Below are 21,053 nucleotides of genomic sequence, written 5' to 3'. Positions count from 1 at the left end.
CTGCTTGCCGGAGCCCTGTCTGTCATGCCCCTGACCAGCGCAGGTGCTGCCGCGGCACCTGTTCAGGCGGAGCCGACGGCCCCGCACACCGTCACCTACGACCAGTACTCCGTGCGGGTCGACGGCAAACCCCTGTACATCTGGGGCGCCGAGTTCCACTACTTCCGTCTGCCCAGCCCCGACGCGTGGCGCGATGTACTGCAGAAGATCAAGGCGGGCGGATTCAACGCCGTCTCGCTCTACTTCGACTGGGGCTATCACTCGGCCAAGCCGGGCTCGTACGACTTCACCGGTACCCGTGACGTGGAGCGGCTGCTGGACGAGGCCGAGCGCGCGGGCCTGTATGTGATCGCTCGGCCGGGCCCGTACATCAACGCGGAGGTCTCCGGCGGCGGCATGCCCGCATGGCGGAAGACGCAGGCCGGCGTGAACCGCACCTCCGAGCCGGAATACATGAAGGCGGCCCGGGAGTGGATGAGCCGGATCAACCCGATCATCGCGCGGCACCAACTCACGCGCGGCACAGGGAACGTGATCCTCTATCAGGTCGAGAACGAGTACCAGGGCGGTCGTCAGGACGCCGACTACATGCAGACCCTCATCGACTGGGCGAAGGAAGACGGCATCGACGTGCCCACCTTCGTCAATGACGGCGGTGCAAACAAGAACTGGGTCAGCGGCAAGGGCGCCCCGGACATCTACGGCTTCGACGCCTACCCGCAGGGCTTCGACTGCAAGGACCCCGACACCTGGAAGAACCTGCCCGACTACTCGTACGTCAACGAGTGGAAGCCCGAGTCCCCCCTGATCATCCCGGAGGCACAGGGCGGCGCCTTCGACCCCTGGGGCGGCACCGGGTACCAGGACTGCGCGAAACTCACCGGGACCGACTTCACCCGGGTGTTCAGCAAGATGAACATCGCCGCCGGGGTGAGCGGCCAGTCCTTCTACATGACGTACGGCGGCACCAACTGGGGCTGGCTCGCCGACCCCAACGCGGTCTACACGTCGTACGACTACGGCGCCCCGATCAACGAGTCCCGCCAACTGACGGAGAAGTACCAGGAGTTCAAGCGCCTCGGATACATGGTCAACTCCGTCACCCCGCTGGCGCGCACCGACAAGGCCGAGAGCCCCGTCCCGTCCGACGACGCCCTGCGCATCGACCGGCGCGTCAACCCCGACGACGGCACCCAGTTCTTCACCGTCCGGCACGCCGACACCCGCGTGAAGGACAAGGACGAGACGACTCTGTCGCTGAAAGGCGCGGACGGCGACTACCCGCGCGTACCGCAGCAGGGCACGATCACCGTCGACGGCCGGGACGCCAAACTCCTCGTCGCGGGCTACGACTTGAGCGAGGACCAGCGGCTCGTCTACTCCACCTCGGAGATCATGACGCACGCCCGGATCGGCGACCGGGACGTGGCGCTGCTGTACGGGCGTGACGGCGAGGCCGGCGAGACCGTACTGCGGTACGCCGAGCGGCCCGAGGTCACCGTCCTCGACGGCGATGTCACCACCACCTGGGACGCCGAACGCGGCGATCTGCGGCTGAACTACACGCACAAGGGCATGGCCCGGGTGCTGGTGAACGGTCTGGAACTGCTCATCGCCGACACCGCCGAGACGGCCCACTGGTGGCGGCAGGACACGGCCGCGGGCCCGGTCCTCGTACGCGGACCGTCCCTCGTCCGTACGGCCGAACTGGCGGGCGGCACCCTCAAACTGACCGGTGACTCCACCAAGGCCGCGAAGATCGAGGTCATCGCGGACGCCAAGAAGGTGACCTGGAACGGCCGCAAGGTCGCCGTCACCCAGGCGCCGCGCCCGGTCGAGCTGCCGGCGCTGACCACATGGAAGTACAAGGAGGAGGCGCCGGAGTCCGCACCCGGCTTCGACGATTCCACCTGGACCACCGCCGACCGTCTCACCGCCAACAACCCGGAGCTGGCCGGATCGCTCCCGGTCCTCGCGATGGACGAGTACGGATACCACCACGGCAACGTCTGGTACCGCGGCCGGTTCAAGACCACGGGCCAGGCGACGGGGCTCGCGCTGAACGCCAACACCGGCCCGACCGGCCAGTACGCGGTCTGGCTCAACGGCCGCTACCTCGGCAGCTCCGGCGACGGCGCGCACACCTTCGACATCCCGGCGGGCACACTGAAGGCCGGCGGAGACAGCGCAGACAATGTCCTCTCCGTCCTCGTGGAGAACGCGGGCCACAACGAGGAATGGGGCCACGACTACTCCAAGGAGCCGCGAGGCCTGCTCGGCGCCGAGGTGATCGGCGGGGCCTCCACCCTCACCTGGAAGATCCAGGGCAGCCGGGGTGGCGAGGACCCGGTCGACACGGCCCGGGGCCCGTACAACAACGGCGGGCTGTACGGGGAGCGGGCCGGCTGGTCGCTGGCGGTTTACCCCGACGCCGGCTGGAAGCGCGCCACCCTCGCAGAGCAGAGTGGGAAGACCGGGCCGGGCGTGCGCTGGTACCGCACCTCCGCGCGGCTCGATCTGCCGCAGGGCCAGGACAACGCGATCGCACTCGATCTCGCCGAGGCGGAAGGCGGCGGCACCGGCTACCGGGCGCAGATCTTCGTCAACGGCTGGCTGATCGGCCGTTATCTGCCGGACACCGGACCGCAGACACGGTTCGTCATCCCCAAGGGCCTCCTGCGCGAGCGGGGCAGCAACACCATCGCCCTGGCCGTGTGGTCCACCGAGGCCGGAGCGGGCCCGGGTTCGGCGAAGCTCGTCGATCTCGGCGCCTCGGCGGGCGGGATCAAGATCGGTACGGTGGCCGCGCGCTCGTACGACGCCAAGACGTACGCCATGCCGTCCGCGGGCGCCCAAGTCACCGTCGACGCCGAGCCGTTCCTGAGCACCGGCACCGCCGCCGAGGTCCCCGTCAGCGTCACCGTGCCGAAGGACGCGCCGACCGCCCGGAACGTCGAGCTGGCACTGAAGGTCCCGGACGGCTGGACCGCGACCACCGACGACACCACCCGTTTCGCCCGGGTGCGGCCCGGCGACACGGTGACCGCGGCCTACACCGTCACCCCGCCGGGCGACCCGGTCCACTACGCCGTCCTGTCGGCGACCGCCAAGCTCACCCAGCCCGGCCGTCCGGGCACCGTAACCGGCGAGCGGGCCGTGCAGGTGCCACCGTCCGGGCTGTCCGCCGACGCCCATGTGAGCGACCTGACCCTGGTCAAGGCGGTCAACGGCTGGGGCCCGGTGGAGAAGGACGCCTCCAACGGCGAGTCCGCGGCGGGTGACGGGCGGACGCTCTCGGTCGGCGGCACCACGTACGACAAGGGACTCGGCGTGCACGCGAACAGCCAGGTCCGGGTCTATCTCGGCGGCGGCTGCACCCGGTTCACCGCGACCGCCGGGGTGGACGACGAGGTCGGTGACAACGGCAGCGTCTCCTTCGAGGTGATCGCCGACGGCCGCACCCTTGCCACCACCCCGGTCCTGTACGGCTCCGACGGCGGCACCGCGGTCGACGTGGACGTGACCGGCGCCCGCTGGCTGGACCTGCTGGTCGACGGCGACGGCGATGTGTCCACGGACCACGCCGACTGGGCGGACGCCAAGCTGACCTGCGGCGGCGGTGCCTGATGCCCACGGTGAGACGAGTCGTCTGCTGCGGCTCGGCGGCGCTGGTGCTGGCAGCCCCGCTGCTCGGCACGGCCCCGGCGGCAGCCGACTCAGGGCCGATCACCTTCGCGACGCGCAGCTACGAACTGCGGCTCACCACCGACCGGTTGGCCCTCACCACGGTGCGGGCCGGCCGGACCGTACTGGCCACCGCGCCCGAAGCGTTCCGATTTCGGACCGGCGCCGACTGGCACGTCGTCCGGGAGGTCACCGGCAGCACCCGTGACGGCAACACCCTGCGCGTCACCGCCGCCACCGACCTGCCTGGCGTTACCGTCGATCTGCGGATCACCCTGCGCTCCGACCGGTACGACGTGAACTGGTCCCTCTCGGGCGCCCGGGCCGACGCGCTCAGCACGGCGTACGACCTCAGCAGCGCCGGGCACTGGTACGGCCACGGCGAGAACAGCGACCAGACGGTCCAGCCGTGGCCACTGGACTCCGGGCAGCTGGTGGACACCGGGTTCAGCCCGGCGTCGTACCAGGTGGTCTCCCCCTTCTGGTACACCTCCAGCGCCACCGGGCTGCGGGCGGACACGAACGACCCCATGGACGTGCGGATCAACTCCGGCGGCAACGGGCTCGGCGAGTTCACCGTCACCGGTGAACGGCCCGCCGCCTCCACCGTGTTCGTCGAGGACACCCCGGCCGAGGTGTACCGCGACCACATCGCGCTGGTCGGCAAGCCTGAGCGCTCCGACACCTCCTACGAGCAGTACGCCACCCCGCTGTGGAACTCCTGGGCCCAGCTCTACGGCGAGCAGACCCAGGAGAACGTCCTCGACTGGGCCCGCGCGCTGGCCGGCGCCGGGCTCGGCGGGCACGCGGTGCAGATCGAGGAGAGCGTGATCGCCGCCGACTTCGGCGAACGCTTCCCCGATCTGCCCGCCCTGTCCGAGCAACTCGACCGCCTCGGCTTCGACCTCGGCATGTGGACGGGCCTGTACATGCCCGAGACCGCCGCCAACTTCTCCGAAGCCGTCGACAACGGGTACCTGCTGAAGGACCCGTCCGACCCGTCCAAGCCGTGCCTGTTCACCTGGTGGAACGGCCGGCAGACCGGGCTGATCGACCTGGCGAACCCGGCCGCGCGGCAGTGGTACACCGACGATCTCCACGCGCAGACGCGTGAGTTGGGGGTCGCCGGGTTCAAGTTCGACACCGCCTTCTTCGACGACCGGTGCGCCCCCTATCCGGGGGCGACCCGCACCGACTACGTGAAGTACGGCACCGAGCTGGCCGACGAGTTCGATCAGCAGGGCGCCGGGCTGCGGGTCGCGTGGAACGCCGCGCAGGCCAAGGGCTTCGCCACCCGCACGGCCGACAAGCCGACCACCTTCGCGGGGCTCCGCGCCGCGGTGTCGGCCAACTTGGCGGTCTCGACGATCGGTTACCCCTTCGTCGAGACCGACATGATCGGCGGCTCCCTCAGCTACCCGCCGCCGACCAAGGAGGTCCTGGCCCGCTGGGCGCAGGCGGCTTCCCTGATGCCACTGATGTACGCCTCGACCTCGCCCACCGGTGTACGGGACGCGACGACGGGTGAGTGGGTCGGCTACGACGCGGAGACGGTCGAGCTCTACCGGTCGGCCATCGCGACGCACGAGCGGCTGGCCCCGTACATCTGGGACCAGGTGCAGCAGACGCTGAAGACCGGTGATCCGATCATGCGACCGCTTTTCTTCGACTTCCCGAAGGAAGCGGCGAGTTACACGGTCACCGACGAGTGGATGCTCGGCCCGGCCGTGCTGGCCGCGCCCCAGCTCGACGAAGGCACCACCCGGGACGTCTTCCTGCCGTCCGGAACGTGGCGCGACGTCACCAACAGCAAGGTCGTCCGCGGTCCCGTGACGCTCAAGGGATACGCGGCCCCGCTCGGGGTGACCCCGGCGTTCGTGAACCTCAAGGCCAAGGGCGCCACCAAGGCGTACCAGGCGCTCGCGCGCACCGGCGCGGAACGGTAACGAGGAAGACCTGTGCTTGGACCGCTTGGACGCCCGCGTGGACACCGAAGACTCGTGGCCCTCATCTCGGCCGTGGCCGCCGTCCTGGCTGCCCTGCTCCCGGCGACTCCGGCCGCGGCCGAGACCAAGCAGCCGGAGTGGACAGGGACTTGGGCGACCGCACAGCACGCCTCGTACGACCCGAGCACCTCGGAGGTGACCGTACGGATACCGGTGCGGGTGAGCGCCGGCGGGTCGAACGTACGCATCCGCCTGACCAACGGCTTCACGACCGAGCCGGTGACGATCGGGCACGCGACCGTGGGGCGCAGTGACGGCGGCTCGGCCGTCGCGAAGCCGTACGAGCTGCGGTTCGGCGGCAAGGACGAGGTGACCATCGCCGCCGGGGAGCAGGCGGTGAGCGATGCCGTCCGGGTCCCCGTGCCGGCCCGCAGCGACCTGGTCGTCAGCCTGTACTTCCCCGGCCGGCTCACCCACATAAGCCAGCACTGGATGGGCCTCCAGACCGTCTATTGGACGCCCGACGGCGGCGGCGACCACGCCTCGGACGCCGACGGGGACGCCTTCACCCGGACCGATTCCACCTTCCCGTTCCTGACTGGTGTCGACGTACAGGGTGGTGACACGGCAGGCGCCGTGGTGGCGCTCGGCGACTCCATCACCGACGGGGCGTCCTCCACGGCGAACGCCAACCGGCGCTGGCCCGACTATCTGGCGGGGCGGCTGTCAGCCTGCTTGACCACCGCCGGAGTGCTGAACGAGGGCATCAGCGGCAACCGGATCACGGCCGGCGTGGACGGCAACCCGTCGGCGCTGGACCGGCTGGAACGCGACGTGCTGTCGCAGCCGGGCGCCCGGACGGTGGTCCTGTTCGAGGGCGTCAACGACCTGAGCTGGGGCGGCGCCACCGGCGACCAGGTGATCGACGGCATGAAGGAGATCGCGCGGCGGGCCCACGCCCGCGGGATGCGCGTGATCGGCGCGACCGTCGTCCCGTATCGCGGCTGGGGCGACTGGTGGACCGAGGCCAAGGAGGCCGACCGGCAGAAGGTCAACGCGTTCGTCCGCGACTCCGGCGGGGTCTTCGACGACTACGCCGACTTCGACAAGGCGGTACGGGACCCGGAGGACCCCACCCGGTACGCCGCCGCGTTCGACTCCGGTGACCATCTGCATCCCAACGACACCGGCATGAAGGCGTTCGCCGACGCCGTCGACCTCACCACCCTGGGGGCGGCCCGCGACTGCCCGTCGGCACGCGTCCGGCTCACCCCGTACCGGCCGACCCTGCAAGCCGGGGGCGACGGCACGGAAATCATGTCGACCGTAACCAACACCGGCCCCACAAAGGTCACCCAGGTCAGCACCCGTCTCGATCTCCCCGACGGCTGGTCCGCCGAACCGGCCGGCAGCACGCGGACACGCTCCCTCGCCCCGGGCGACAGCGCCACCGTCACCTGGACGGTGACCCCCGCGGCCGACGCGGCCTGGGGCACCCACGAGATCAGCGTACGCACGTCCTTCGTCCAGGACGGCCGTACACGGCGCGACTCCGACAGCGTGGACGCGACGGTGGCCCCCGCTCCGTCCGAGGTGCGGGCGCCGTACCTGACGACCGCCACCACCACCGAACAGCCCCAATACGCGCAGAACGGCGCCCAGTTCGCGATCTGGGCGGGCGGCCAGGACCTGTCCGGCTGGAAAGACGAGAAGGCGGCGGTCTACCTCGCCGACGCCGCGCCGCCGTCCAGCACGGTGACCGCCCGGGTCGCCGGTCAGACCGGCAGCGGCCCGTCCGCCAAGGCGGGGATCGCCGTCGCCAACGACCTCACCGCACCGGAGGCGGGCGGCTACGCCGTGCTCACCATGTCCGCGCAGTTCGGCCTGGAGTTCCTGACCGACAGCGACGGCGACGGGAAGCTCGACACCTGGGCCGGGGGCGGCAGTTCGTACCACCCCGCCTGGCTGAAGCTCGTCCGCGGCGGCTCCGCCTACAGCGCGTACGCCAGTTCAGACGGCACCGCCTGGCAGCAGGTCGCCACCGCCACCGTGCCGTCCGCGAGCGGCACCGGCGACGCCGGGCTGGTCGCGAGCGCCGTCAACCTCAACTACCCCGACCAGATCACGACAGCGCTCTTCGACTCCTTCTCCACGCACGAGTGAAAGGCACATTCATGGCAGTCGACCGCAGACACTTCATGACCACCGCGGCCGCCCTCGGCGGCGCGGTGCTGCTCGCCCCGCCCGGCACCGCCCATGCGCTCGCGCACAGCGCTGTGTCCGGCGCCCCGGGCATACCCGACTACCAGCCCACCAAGGCGTCCCTCGACACCCATCCCGTGCCGCGCTGGTACAAGGACGCCAAGTTCGGCATCTTCGTCCACTGGGGCATCTACTCGGTGATCGCCGGCGCGACGCCGAGAAGCGCCTCCGAGTGGTACCTCTGGTACCAGAGCACCAAGGACACCGCCGAGTGGAAGTACCACCGCGACACCTACGGCGAGGACGTCACCTACGACGACCTCATCCCGCAGTTCAAGGCCGAGAAGTACGATCCCGACGCCTGGGTGAAGCTGTTCGAGCAGGCGGGCGCCGAGTACTTCGCGCTGACCAGCAAGCACCATGACGGATTCGCCCTCTATCCCAGCAAGGTGACGGACCGTCACTCCGTGGCGTACGGCCCGAAGCGCGACCTCGTCGGTGAGCTGATGACCGCGGCCCGCAAGCGCGGCACCGTGCGCCCGGGCCTGTACTACTCGCTCGGCGAGTACTTCAACCCGGCGATCGGCCGGCCGATGCGCAACTTCTACACCGACGAGGAAATCCCGATGACCGGCTACAAGCCGGTCCAGGACTACATCGGCGACTACGAGCTCAAGCAGCTGTACGAGATCATCGACCGGTACGACCCGGAACTGCTCTGGGCCGACGGACAGTGGTTCCGGCCCACCGGCGAACCGCCGTGGCGCAGCGAGGAACCCCTGGCCCACTACTACAACCAGGCCAAGAACCGTAAGCACCCCAAGGGCGTGGTGATCAACGACCGGTTCGACACCCACTTCGACTTCGCGACGTACGAGCAGCGCACCAACCCCACGATGGATCCGCAGAAGTGGGAGTGCTGCATGACCATGGGCTACTCCTGGGGCTACAACAAGCACGAGCCGGACGAGGACTACAAGACCTCCGAGTTCCTGATCCAGCTGCTCGCAGACGTGGTCAGCAAGAACGGCAACCTGCTGCTCAACATCGGTCCCAGGCCGGACGGCACGATCCCCGAGATCATGCAGGAGCGGCTGCGGGACATCGGCGCCTGGCTGAAGGTCAACGGCCCGGCGATCTACGGGTCGACGCCCTGGGTGCGGGCGGAGGAGGAGGGCAGCCCGCTCGGCATCCGCTACACCGTCTCCCCGGGCAAGTTCAACATCATCGTGCTGGGCGCGCCCAGCGGCACCCTCTCGGTGCCCGGCGACATCCCCATCAGCGCCACTTCCCGGATCCGGCTGCTCGGCAAGAGCGGCAGTCTGAGATGGACCCGCGGTGACGGAAAGATCAACATCACCGTCCCGTCCTCCCTGCCCAGCGACATCGCCAACGTCTTCACCGTCGACTGGGCCCGGTGACCGGCATGGGAATCAGTAACGGTACCCAGTTCGACACCCTGGGGCCCACGCTCACCGTCACCACGGAACCCGCCGAGCCGGCCGGCGGTGACACGGTCACCGCCACCGCGGTCCTCACCAACGACTGCCCCTTCCCGCTCCGCAACGCCGTGCTCCACCTGATCGACCCCGGCGCCACCACGGCGGCGAAGACCATCCCGCTGGGCGACCTGCGGCGCGGCGCCAAGACAACCCGGCGCTGGGAGACGGCGATGCCGGCCGACGTGGCCGGGAACGTGTCGTTCACCGCGCACGTGGTCTTCGACGTCGAGGGCCGCAGCAGCGACTGCGCGCGGTCCGCGAAGACGGTCACGGTTCCCTACGAGCCCAACGGAGTGCGGGACCCGTACCGGACGTTCGCCACCACCGACGACGCCAAGTTCGGCCAGTACGGCAGCCAGTTGGTGATCTGGGCGGGGGGCCGCGACTTCTCCGGCGGCACCGACGAGAAGGGGGGCATCCTCCGTCCCGGCTCCGCCGCCGAGTCGAGCGTGGTGCAGGTCAAGACGGTCAGCCTCACCGGCAGCGACAACCCCTCCGCCAAGTACGGCATCGCCCTCGCCAACGACCTGACCGCGCCGGAGAAGGGCGGCTACGCCGTACTCACCATGTCGAAGTCGTTCGGCCTGGAGTTCATGACCGACAGCGACGGCGACGGACGGCTCGACACCTGGGCCGGCGGTGGCGGCTCCACCCACCCCGCCTGGCTGCGCCTGGTCCGCGACGGCACCTCCTGCACCGCGTACTCCAGCACCAACAGCGGCCTTTCCTGGACCGAGGTCGCGAGCGTGACGGTGCCCTCGGCGAGTGGCGCCATGGACGCCGGCGTCGTCGCCAGCGCCGTCAACCTCAACTACCCCGGCACGACCGTCCAGGCGGTCTTCGACCACTTCACGGTGGAGGAAGCATGAGTCCCTACCGCTCCGAGGAGGACTTCCTCACCCCGCCCATCTCGATCACCCTCGAGCCGCCCGCCCCCGAGCCCGGTCAAGCGGTGACACTGACGGCCGAGCTCACCAACACCACAAGGATCACGCTGCGCGGCACCGTGCTGTATCTCTCCGTGGACGGTTCCGGCCAGGCGCCTTTCGTCCTCGGCAAGGTGGCGCCCGGCAAGGTGGTGACCCGTACCTGGAAGACCCGGCTCCCCGACGACGCCGAGGGTGTGGTCCCCTGCATCGCGCACGCGCTCTTCGACGTCCACCGGCACGGCTCCGACTGCACCCGCGCGACCTCGTCGCTGAAACTGCCGTACCGGTCGCTGGCCAGCGCCTTCGACAACGCCGGCATCTCCTCCGACGACGCCACCACCACCGCCGACATCGACGGCTCGCGATCCAGCCTGTCCGCCCAGGCGCTGGCATCGGTCGGACTGACTCCCGGGGCCTCGGTCACCTACGGCGGAACGACCTTCACCTGGCCGGACACGGAGCCCGGGGCCAAGGACAACGTGGTGTCCTCCGGGCAGACCGTACGGCTGTCCGGCACCGGCTCACGGCTGGCCTTCCTCGGCACCTGCACCTGGGGCGACGGCAAGGGGTCCGGGAAGGTCGTGTACACGGACGGCACGGAGCAGGCCTTCTCCGTCGAGGTCCCCGACTGGTACTGGGCGACCCCCGCGGCCGCGGTGGTCCTGCCGTACCGCAACACCCCCTCGGGCCAGGACAACAACCCGGTCAGCCTCTACACCTTCGGCGTCGACCTGGAGAACAAGGAACTGCACTCCGTCGTGCTGCCGAAGGTCAGCGACGGCCTGCCGAGCGGTGGCCCCGCTCTGCACATCTTCGCGATGACCGTCGTCTGAACCGAGAAGTTGTGAAAGGACGTTCATGACAGGCAACCAACACCTCAGCCGCAGACTCCTGCTGACCGGAGCGGCCGCGTTCGGCTCAGTGGTGCTGCTGACGCCGCCGCCAGGTGCCCATGCCGCACCGGCGGCCGCGCAGCCGTTCGACACGACCCCCGCATCGGTCGCGGTGCGACGGCTGCTGCCCGACCACCACCGGCAGGTGACGCTGCGTTCGCTGGACGGCGGCAGCGCCGACCGGTTCAAGGTCACCGGCCGGGCCGGGGCGATCACCGTGGAGGGCACCAGCCCGGCGGTGCTGCTCACCGGCCTCAACACCTATCTCGCGCGGGCGGCGAAGGCCGACATCTCCTGGAACGGCGAACAGCTGAACCTCCCCAGGCTGCTGCCCGCCCCCGACGGGGAGATCGCCGGATCGGCGAACGTGCCGCACCGGTTCGCCCTCAACGACACCAACGACGGCTACACCGGCCCCTACCGGGACTGGGACGCGTGGGAGCGCGAGCTGGACGTGCTCGCGCTGCACGGCATCAACAGAGTGCTGGTCTACACCGGCGGCGACGCCGTCTACTACGACACCTTCCGGCAGTTCGGCTACTCGGACGCCGAGATGCGGGCGTGGATTCCGGCACCGGCCCATCAGCCGTGGTGGCTGCTGCAGAACATGTCGGGGTTCGGCGGCCCGGTGTCCCGGCGGCTCATCGAGCGCCGGGCCGACCTCGCGCGGAAGATCGCCGACCGGGTGCGGGAACTGGGCATGACCCCGGTCCTGCCCGGCTACTTCGGCACCGTGCCGGACGACTTCGTCGCCAAACACGGCGGGGACGCGGCCGTGGTCCCCCAGGGCTCCTGGGGCGCCTTCAAGCGACCCGACTGGCTCGACCCGCGCACGACGGCCTTCGACGAGGTGTCCGCCGCCTTCTACCGGGCCCAGTCGGAGCGGTTCGGCGACAGCACGATGTACAAGATGGACCTGCTGCACGAAGGCGGCAACCCTGGTGACGTTCCGGTGGACGAAGCCGCGGCAGCCGTCGAAGGGGCGCTCCAGAAAGCTCACCCGGGCGCGATCTGGGCCATCCTGGGCTGGCAGTCCAACCCGTCCAAGGCGCTGCTCGACGGGGTCGACAAGTCCCGGATGCTGATCGTCGACGGCCTGTCCGACCGCTACACCACCGTCACCGACCGCGAAAGCGACTGGGACGGCACCCCGTACGCTTTCGGCAGCATCTGGAACTTCGGCGGCCACACCCCGATGGGCGCCAACGCCCCGGACTGGGTGGAGCAGTACCCCAAGTGGCGCGACAAGGAGGGCAGTTCGCTCGCCGGGATCGCGGCGATGCCGGAGGCCGCCGACAACAACGCGCCCGCCCTCGCGCTCCTCACCGACCTGGCCTGGACACCCGGCGTCATCGACCTGGACGACTGGTTCGCCGCCTACGCCCTCTCCCGCTACGGCGGCCCCGACCGGCACGCCGCCGCGGCCTGGCAGACGATCCGCGACACCGCGTACAACATGTCCCGCGCGGACTCCTGGAGCGAGGCACCCGACGGCCTGTTCGGCGCCCGTCCGAGCCTGACGGCGAACAAGGCCGCCGCCTGGGGCCCGGAGAAGGACCGCTACGACACCACCGCCTTCGACACCGCACTCACCGAACTCCTTGCCGTAAGCGCGGAGTTGAGGGACAGCTCGGCCTACCGGTACGACGTCGTCGACGTGGCCCGGCAGGTCCTGTCCAACCGCAGCCGTGTCCTGCTGCCGCAGATCAAGGCCGCGTACGAGGCCGGGGACAAGGCCCTGTTCGGCAGGTTGACCGGGACCTGGCTGCACTGGATGGACCTCCTCGACGACCTGCTGGCGGCCTCCGGCCCGCACCTGCTCGGACGGTGGCTCGCCGACGCACGTTCCTGGGGCGCCGACCGAGCCGAGAAGGACCGCCTGGAATACGACGCCCGCTCCCTCCTCACCACCTGGGGCGGACGCGCCAGCAGCGACGAGGGCCTGCACGACTACGCGAACCGGGAGTGGTCCGGGCTGGTCGGCGGCCTGTATCGCACCCGCTGGAAGACGTACTTCGACGCGCTCACCAAGGGACTCGCCACGGGCAAGGACCCGGCGACGATCGACTGGTTCGCCCTGGAGGACCGCTGGGCGCACGCGCACGAGACGCACCCGACCGAGCCCCATGGCTCCCCGTACGCCCTGGCCCGCCGCGTGCGCGACCTGCTCGCCACCACTCCCCATCAGGCGGCCCTCACCGCAGGGGCCGACCGGGGAGCGGTGGCCGAGGACACGCCCGCAACGGTGACAGTCACCTTCACCAACAGGAACGGGTTCGCGGCGGCACGCGGCGTGACCCTCTCCCTCCCCGCCCCCGAGGGCATGGCGGTGAAGCCGCTCGATCCGGTGCGCGCGGCATCGGTGGCGTCCGGCGAGACGTTCGCCGCTCGCTTCGAGGTCTCTCTTGCGGGTGAGCCGACGGAACTGGTCGGCCGGGTCGTCACGGCGGCGGCGTACGCGGGTGGCGGGAAGGCGGTCGCGCCGGTACGGCTGGTGGCCGCGGCCGGGGTCGGCGACCCGTACCGCACTGTCTCCTACAACGACGCCGTGTTCGGCCAGGCAGGCGACGAGATCGCCGTCGAGGGCGCCGGGGCCGATCTGTGGGGCGCCACCAACGAGTTCGGGGCGGTGTACCGGGCGGGCGCGTACGGTGACGGAACCGTGGCCGAGGTCATGGTCACGTCCCAGGACGCGACCGGGGGCTGGGCACGGGCGGGCCTCGTCGTCCGCAACGACCTGGGCACTCAGGCCGGCGCGGGCTATGTGAACCTGGCGGTCACACCGTCCAACGGCTGCGCGCTGAGCTGGGACGCCGACGGTGACGGCCGTTTCGACTCGATCGCGCTGTCGGGCTCCTTCACCGCGCCGGTGCGGCTGCGGCTGACCAGGTCCGGCGCCTCGTACATCGGGGAAGCCAGCGCGGACGGTGTCACCTGGACAACGGTGGGCACGGCCACGCCGGGAGGTGCGGCGGCCGCACAGGACGTCGGGGTCTTCATGACCGCGGCCAACGGCTGGAACGGCGCACGGGGCATCGCCACGTTCGACGGATTCACGGTGGCGTGATCGGTCCCGCTCACGGATCAAGATCCGGACCATTGCCGGACGTAGCCGGAGTGGAGCCAGGATGATCCTGGCTCCACTCCTTGGTGCGGGTGTGTCACTAGAACTGTGCGAAGAACCTCCAGATCTCTGCCTTGGTCCAGGTGGTGGCGCCGTTTTCGCCGCCGGAGCCGTCGACCGGACCGGGCCCGTGGCCTCCGTCGAACGCGGCCCACTGGACCGGGTATCCGGCACGGCAGCCCGAGTAGGTGGTGGTGATGTGTGTTCGGCTGCCCGGCGCGGGCTCGCGCGGGCTTTGGGCAGCGCAGCCGTTGTTGGCGACGAACTTGTCGCGCAGGGACCGTCCTTGCCCGATGTTGAGGACGTTGTCGCTGATGCCGTGGATTCCGAAGTAGGCGATGGGCTGGGTGCCGCCGCTGCATCCGCTGATCTGGGCGCCGGCGATGACCGCGACGGCCTTGAAGACGTTCGCGCGGCTGCATGCGAGTGCGTAGCTCATGCCGCCGCCCCAGCTGAATCCGGTGGCGAAACGCTGTGCCGGGTTGACACAGAGTCCGGCCTCGATGCGCCGGATCATGTCGTCGACGAACGTGACGTCCTCACCGCCCGAATTGCCCCATCCGTTGCCGAGGCCCTGGGGGGCGACGAGGATTGCGCTGTTGTTCGACTGTTCCTGCTGGCCGTAGTAGGACCAGGCGGCCCCGCTCGTGCCGCCGGAGGCGACGTCGCCGGCGGTTCCGCCCCGCCAGTGGAACGCGAAGATCAGCCGGTAGGGGCGGCTGTTGTCGTAGTTGGCGGGAACCCTGAGGATGAAGCTGCGGCTCTTGCCGCCGCTCTGGATCGTGTGCGTACCGCTCGTCAGAGTCGGGGCGCTGCCGCATCCGCCATTGCCGCCGCCATCGGACGACAGCTTGACCATCTGCCATTGCTGGTTGGCGCCGCCCCAGTCGGAGTACTGGACGACGTTGCCGCCGTCGGCGGTGGAGGAGCCCTGCACCTCCACCGCCTTGCTGCTGGTGCGGTTGATCAGCCTTACGTGGCCCGCCTCGGAGTCGGCCAGGCGGAACTGCTGGTTGGCCCCGTTGTGGTCGGCCCACTGCTGGAGCGCGGCACCGTCCGCGGTCGAGGAGCCGGCCACGTCGAGAACCTTGCCCGAATGCCGGGCCTTGAGGCGGTAGAAGCCACCGCCGGAGTCCACGAACTGCCACTGCTGGTTGGCTCCGTCGTGGCGCGTCCACTGGCTGACCCGCGCGCCGTCGGCGGTGGACGTGCCGGAGACGTCCAGCGCCTTGCCGCTGTTGCGGTTGACCAGGACGTACCAGGCGTTGGTGTCCACCGTCGCCGCCTCGGCGGGCGCCGGATTCACCGCGGTGAGCATGCCGATCGCGAGGGTCGCGGCCAGCACGGCGGCGATCCGGGACCACCAGCGATGTCTGCGTGGAGGGGCGGCGGAAGCCGCACCATGGGTCTTCATCGACTCACCCTTTCGTCTGTGGCGGGTCCCATCAGGCGCGGGTCCAGCGCTGGTTGCTGCCGTTCGTGCAGGAGTAGAGCTGGATCAGGGTGCCGTTGGCGGTACTGCCTCCGACGGCGTCGAGGCAGAGGCCGGACTGGACGCCGACGATGGAGCCGTCGGAGTTGACGCGCCATTTCTGGTTGTCGCCGCCCCAGCAGCTGTAGATCTGGACTCTGGCGCCGTTGCCGGTGCCGGCGGCGTCCAGGCACTTGTTGCCGTAGACCCTGAGCTCACCTGCGGCGGTGTGCGTCCACTGCTGATTGGTGCCGTTGTTGCAGTCCCAGAGCTGGACCTGGGTGCCGTCGGTGGTGCTGGAGTTCGGCACGTCAAGGCAGCGGCCCGAAGCGACGCCCTTGGTCTGTCCGGCATTCCCAGGAGGCGTGGTGGTGCCGCCGTTGAGTGCGTTGAGGACGGCGGTGTAGGCGGGCTTCTTGCTGCCGTCGTTGTTGAACAGCAGCGGCGTGTGCTGCGGTCGCCAGGAGTCGCTGTCGCGCACACCCCAGACGGTGATGCCGAGGCAGCGCGGGACGGCCAGGCAGTCGTTGGTCACGCTGGCGTAGGTGTTGGCCGAGGCGCCCTGGATGTCGAGCTCGGTGATGGCCACGTCGACGCCAAGGGCGGCGAAGCTCTGCAGGGTGGTGCGGAAGTTGCTGTTGTACGGGCTGTCGTTGTTGAAGTGGGCCTGGAAGCCGACGCAGTCGATCGGGACGCCGCGCTGTTTGAAGTCGCGGACCATGTTGTACATGGCCTGGGTCTTGGCCCAGGTCCAGTTCTCGACGTTGTAGTCGTTGTAGCAGAGCTTGGCGGCCGGGTCGGCGGCGCGCGCGGTGCGGAAGGCGACCTCGATCCAGTCGTTGCCGGTGCGCTGCAGGTTGGAGTCGCGCCGGGCTCCCGAACTGCCGTCGGCGAAGGCCTCGTTCACGACGTCCCACTGGGCGATCTTGCCCTTGTAGTGGGCCATCACGCCGTTGATGTGGCCGATCATCGCCTGGCGCAGGTTGCTGCCGCTGAGGCTCTGCATCCAGCCGGGCTGCTGGGAGTGCCAGGCCAGGGTGTGGCCGCGCACCTGCTTGCCGTTCTGCACCGCCCAGTTGTAGACGCGGTCACCTGCGGTGAAGTTGAACTGGCCCCGCTGGGGCTCGGTGGCGTCGATCTTCATCTCGTTCTCGGCCGTCACCGAGTTGAACTCGCGGTTGGCGATCGACGTGTACGTCGAGTCGCCCAGCCTGCCCGAGGCGATGGCGGTGCCGAAGTAGCGGCCGCTCTGCTTCGCCGCGGCGCCGAGCGTGGTCTCGGCGGCCTGTGCGGGCTGAGGCGCCGCCAGCGCGCCGGCCGTTCCGAGGGAGCCGACGAGCAGCGCCAGCAGCAGGCCGCGGATCTTCCGGCGGACGGGGGGTCTGGGGAGGGCATACGAGCCCATGGCTTTCCTCCAAGGTAGAAACACGCGGAAGGACTGAAGCGCGAAGGACTGAAGCGCGGGGGAATGAGTCAGCACGGAGTCACCGGACACCGCGGTGTTTCGACACAGGCATGGGGGTACCTCCATCGCGGCTCAGCCGGGAGACCGCCACGCGGCGTCGCCTCACCGGAACGAAAACGGGTGGCGCGGGTGCTTTGGTGCGCGGATCTGTTGTGCGGCTGTACGCGGATCTGCCGTGCGGCTCAAATTGCTCAAGGCCAACGCGGTTCGATATATCGAACTATGGCCGCTTCCCCAGGCGGGGATGATGGGATGATTGAGGCGTTGACGATGACTCGTCAATACTCCCCGCACAAGAAGTTTCGGTTCCTTGCCCGAAACTTTCTGACCGAGCCGGGCGATTCCGGTCGAAGCGACGCCTTGTCCAGTCCAAAGGGGGAGGCGCTGTTTGTGGACAGATCGGCGTCAGGCCTTGACCGGAGAGCCTCGCATTCCTAGCTTGTGGCGTCACAGCATCCGGGAATTTCTTCGAAACATTCGAGATAGCTCTGCACTCCGAGACATCCACTCCGCGGCTCATCGGGGTCACTTCACCCCGCCCCCAAAGGAGGCCCTCTGATGTGGCTTCGCCACCCGTCCCCTGTCCGCCTAAGACGCTTACTCGCCGTCCTCGCACCCCTGCTGCTCGTGGCCACCTTCCTCGGCGCCCAGCCCGCCAGCGCGGCGACCGTCGACCCCAACGCCTCATATGTGCTCGTCAACCGCAACAGCGGCAAGGCCCTGGACGTCTACAACATGGCGACCAGTGACGGCGCCCGCATCACCCAATGGTCCAGGAACGATCAGAACCAGCAGCAGTGGCAGTTCGTCGACGCCGGCGGCGGTTACTACCGCATCAAGTCCCGCCATTCCGGCAAGGTGCTGGACGTCCACAACTTCTCGACCGCCAACGGCGGCTCGGTCGTCCAGTGGGCCGACCTGAACGGCACCAACCAGCAGTTCCGGCTGGCCGACAGCGCGGACGGCTATGTGCGGCTCATCGCGCGCCACAGCAACAAGGCCCTCGAAGTGCAAGGCGGCTCCACCGCCGACGGCGGCAACATCGTCCAGTACGACGACTGGGGTGGCACCAACCAGCAGTGGCAGCTCGTCAAGGTCGGCAGCGATACCCCCGGCCAGTGTGACCTCCCGTCGACATACCGCTGGTCATCGACGGGCGCGCTGGCGCAGCCCAGGTCCGGGTGGGCCTCGCTCAAGGACTTCACCGTCGTCCCCTACAACGGCAGGCACCTCGTCTACGCGACGACGCACGGCGTGGGACAGGGATCGGGCTGGGGCTCGATGAACTTCGGCCTGTTCACCAACTGGCCGGAGATGGGCTCGGCCAGCCAGAACGCGATGTCGAACTCCACCGTCGCGCCCACGCTCTTCTACTTCGCGCCGAAGAACATCTGGGTGCTCGCCTACCAGTGGGGTCGGACCCAGTTCGCCTACCGGACGTCGAGCGACCCCACCAACCCGAATGGTTGGTCAGCGGAGCAGCCGCTCTTCTCCGGAAGCCTCCCCGACTCCGGAACAGGACCCATCGACCAGACGCTCATCGCTGACGGCTCGAACATGTACCTGTTCTTCGCCGGTGACAACGGCAAGATCTACCGGGCCAGCATGCCCATCGGGAACTTCCCGAGCAGTTTCGGCTCGAACTACACCACGATCATGAGCGATACGAGGAACAACCTGTTCGAAGCCCCGCAGGTCTACAAGCTCCAGGGCCAGAACCGGTACCTCATGATCGTCGAGGCGATCGGCTCGCAGGGCCGCTACTTCCGCTCGTTCACGGCCACCAGTCTGAACGGCTCATGGACACCCCAGGCCGCGACCGAGAGCAACCCCTTCGCCGGCAAGGCCAACAGTGGTGCCACCTGGACCAACGACATCAGCCACGGCGAACTGATCCGCACCACCGCCGATCAGACCTTCACCGTCGATCCCTGCAACCTGCAGCTCCTCTACCAGGGACGCGACCCCAACTCCGGCGGCGACTACGGCCAATGGCCCTACCGTCCGGGTCTGCTGACACGGCGCTGACGGAGTGCCACAAGTCCGGCTCTCGTATGGAGCCGGTGCGGCGGGCTCGGCTGAAGGCCGAGCCCGCCCGGATCACGTGACAGCACAAGGAAAGGCGCCTGACCTGGGTATCTGCCCGTCAGGCGCCTTCTTCCGCGCTCGTGCTTTTTGACTTGCCCTCGATGACGGACGAGGCCTGCCCAGCTCGGCCTCCAGCCATTGCCGCCATACGAACGGCCCACGCCGAATCGACGCGCCGCCGGCCCGGCGCCGACGATGAAGGGGATCCATCCGGCCAGGCGCAAGGACGACAGGATGCTGCGAGACCACCCCGGCCGCGTGAGCAGGGCTGGCCACCGAGCCCTCGTGGCGGCACTCGGCTGTGCGCTGTCCGCCGTGGCCATCACCGGATGCGGCGACGACGAGGACAACGGCTCCACGTCGGCGCCGACTACGCGTAGCCCCGATCCTGCGTCCTTCTCCGGATTGCCGCCGTCGGCGCTGGCCTCCGAGGCGGCTTCCGCGATCGCCTCCGCTCACGCTTCGGCCTCGGCGGCGGCCTCCTCGGCGTCTGTCCGCGCCTCTGAGTTCGAGGCGTCCGTCGAGGCTGAGGCCGCCCGCGCCGGTGCCGCCGCGCAGGAGGCGCTCAAGGATGTCGAGGGACGCGGCAACGCGGTGTCCGAAGTCGGTATGAAGGGCCTGCCCAGGAACGAGACGAGCGGGCTGCTCGCCGTGCTGGTCACGATCACCAACAAGACCGACGCCAGGGCCTCGTACGCCGTGCGGATCGACTTCGAGGATTCGTCCGGAAAGGTCGTCGAGACGAACTTCGTCGGCGCGGAGAACCTCGACCCGGGCGAGAAGCAGCAACCCATCGCCTTCAGCCGGCAGCCCGCGGACGCACAACTCACTCCCCGTCTCGCCAAGGCACAGCGGTACTGACGTCGCGGGTGGGATCGAGCCATGGAGGAGTGATGGGCAACCTGGTGGTGGTGGGAACGGACGGCTCGTCCTCGAGTCTCGCCGCGGTGGAGACGGCCGCCAGGGAGGCCCGGCGGCGGCGTGCGGAACTGCGCGTGGTGTACGCCCTCAACTGGCCGGTCAGACCCATGTACTCGCCGCTGGACACCACGCCGCTCAATCGCCTGGTCAGCGAGGCCGCGGACCGTGCGCGCAGCGTGGCCCCGGAGGTGACGGTCACGGAGGCCATGGAGCCCGGCGACACGGTGTCGGTGCTGGAGGCCGAGTCGCAGGCGGCGGAGCTGCTGGTCGTGGGTGCGCGCGGGGTGGGCGGCTTCATCGGCATGCTGCTGGGATCGACGGCGGCGTCCCTGACGGCCCACAGCCGGTGCCCGGTGATGGTGGCCCGTGAGGATTCGGCCGACGCCGGCCCGATCGTGCTGTGCGTCGACGGCTCCCCCGCGGGCGAGGCGGCGGTCGAGTTCGCCTTTGCCGAAGCGGCGCTGCGCGGAGCCGAGGTCGCCGCCGTGCACGTATGGCTCCCGGATCACGCGCCGGCCGGTACGGGCGTCGAGCCTGCGGAGCGGTTGCTGGCCCAGGCGCTCGCCGGACACGCCGAGAAGCACCCGGATGTCAGGGTCAGCCGCGAGGTGGCGAGTGGCGAAGCCCGGGAGGTGCTGATCGAGAGAAGCAGGAACGCCCAGCTCGTGGTCGTCGGAGCCCGGGGCCGCGGCGGGTTCGCAGGTCTGCTCCTGGGCTCGGTGAGTCAGGCGCTGCTGCACCACGCGCACAGTTCCGTCGTGGTCGTCCGCGGCCAGGCGTGATCAGACGTATCGGCGGCGAGCAATGCCAGAACAGAGCGACGCACCG

12 protein-coding genes are annotated in these 21,053 nt (G+C 69.5%); 10 read left to right on the top strand and 2 right to left on the bottom strand.

Translation table 11 applies throughout. The features are described 5' to 3' along the window. Nucleotides 1-24: 24 nt before the first annotated feature. The 7 genes from KCH48_RS06575 to KCH48_RS06545 are packed head-to-tail and all read left to right on the top strand — an operon-like array spanning nt 25 to nt 14,223. Nucleotides 25-3,627, top strand: coding sequence for a beta-galactosidase (locus KCH48_RS06575; RefSeq protein ID WP_246884912.1), 3,603 nt, complete (start codon nt 25-27; stop codon nt 3,625-3,627). Next, on the top strand, nt 3,627-5,630 hold the full coding sequence (locus tag KCH48_RS06570) for a glycoside hydrolase family 31 protein (RefSeq protein WP_210571180.1): 2,004 nt from the start codon (nt 3,627-3,629) through the stop codon (nt 5,628-5,630). The genes KCH48_RS06575 and KCH48_RS06570 overlap by 1 nt, the downstream gene beginning before the upstream one ends. A gap of 54 nt (nt 5,631-5,684) precedes the next feature. After that, on the top strand, nt 5,685-7,793 hold the full coding sequence (locus KCH48_RS06565; RefSeq protein ID WP_307840821.1) for a GDSL-type esterase/lipase family protein: 2,109 nt from the start codon (nt 5,685-5,687) through the stop codon (nt 7,791-7,793). An 11-nt stretch (nt 7,794-7,804) separates the two neighbouring features. Continuing rightward, nucleotides 7,805-9,253 carry an alpha-L-fucosidase gene (locus KCH48_RS06560; protein WP_210571178.1) on the top strand — a complete coding sequence of 483 codons (1,449 nt, stop codon included), beginning with the start codon at nt 7,805-7,807 and terminating at the stop codon, nt 9,251-9,253. Between the two features lie 5 nt (nt 9,254-9,258). Continuing rightward, nucleotides 9,259-10,203 carry a hypothetical protein gene (locus KCH48_RS06555; protein WP_210571177.1) on the top strand — a complete coding sequence of 315 codons (945 nt, stop codon included), beginning with the start codon at nt 9,259-9,261 and terminating at the stop codon, nt 10,201-10,203. Then, nucleotides 10,200-11,096 (top strand): beta-glucosidase, encoded by an 897-nt coding sequence (locus KCH48_RS06550; protein WP_210571176.1) that lies wholly within the window; start codon nt 10,200-10,202, stop codon nt 11,094-11,096. Before KCH48_RS06555 ends, KCH48_RS06550 begins: the two co-directional genes overlap by 4 nt. Nucleotides 11,097-11,121: 25 nt before the next feature. After that, on the top strand, nt 11,122-14,223 hold the full coding sequence (locus KCH48_RS06545) for an alpha-N-acetylglucosaminidase TIM-barrel domain-containing protein (RefSeq protein ID WP_210571175.1): 3,102 nt from the start codon (nt 11,122-11,124) through the stop codon (nt 14,221-14,223). A 97-nt stretch (nt 14,224-14,320) separates the two neighbouring features. Here KCH48_RS06545 and KCH48_RS06540 read toward each other — a convergent pair whose 3' ends face one another. After that, complete coding sequence (locus KCH48_RS06540) at nt 14,321-15,625, bottom strand: RICIN domain-containing protein (protein WP_210571487.1); 1,305 nt, start codon at nt 15,623-15,625, stop codon at nt 14,321-14,323. 100 nt (nt 15,626-15,725) lie between these two features. After that, nucleotides 15,726-17,156 (bottom strand): endo-1,4-beta-xylanase, encoded by a 1,431-nt coding sequence (locus KCH48_RS06535; RefSeq protein ID WP_210571174.1) that lies wholly within the window; start codon nt 17,154-17,156, stop codon nt 15,726-15,728. Between the two features lie 618 nt (nt 17,157-17,774). Between KCH48_RS06535 and KCH48_RS06530 the strand changes: the two genes are divergently transcribed. The 3 genes from KCH48_RS06530 to KCH48_RS06520 all read left to right on the top strand — a co-directional run bounded on the left by KCH48_RS06530 (nt 17,775) and on the right by KCH48_RS06520 (nt 21,007). Next, nucleotides 17,775-19,244: a non-reducing end alpha-L-arabinofuranosidase family hydrolase gene (locus KCH48_RS06530; RefSeq protein WP_210571173.1), complete on the top strand. Its 1,470-nt coding sequence runs from the start codon at nt 17,775-17,777 to the stop codon at nt 19,242-19,244. A gap of 294 nt (nt 19,245-19,538) precedes the next feature. Continuing rightward, complete coding sequence (locus tag KCH48_RS06525; protein ID WP_210571172.1) at nt 19,539-20,165, top strand: hypothetical protein; 627 nt, start codon at nt 19,539-19,541, stop codon at nt 20,163-20,165. Nucleotides 20,166-20,197: 32 nt separating this feature from the next. Then, complete coding sequence (locus tag KCH48_RS06520) at nt 20,198-21,007, top strand: universal stress protein (protein ID WP_210571171.1); 810 nt, start codon at nt 20,198-20,200, stop codon at nt 21,005-21,007. Nucleotides 21,008-21,053: the final 46 nt, after the last annotated feature.

Origin of the sequence: Streptomyces sp. GESEQ-4, assembly GCF_017948455.1 — a bacterium.
In the GTDB taxonomy this organism is placed as follows: Bacteria; Actinomycetota; Actinomycetes; order Streptomycetales; family Streptomycetaceae; genus Streptomyces.
The sequence above is the reverse complement of the archived record's forward strand: the minus strand, read 5'-3'. Positions and strand labels throughout refer to the sequence as shown.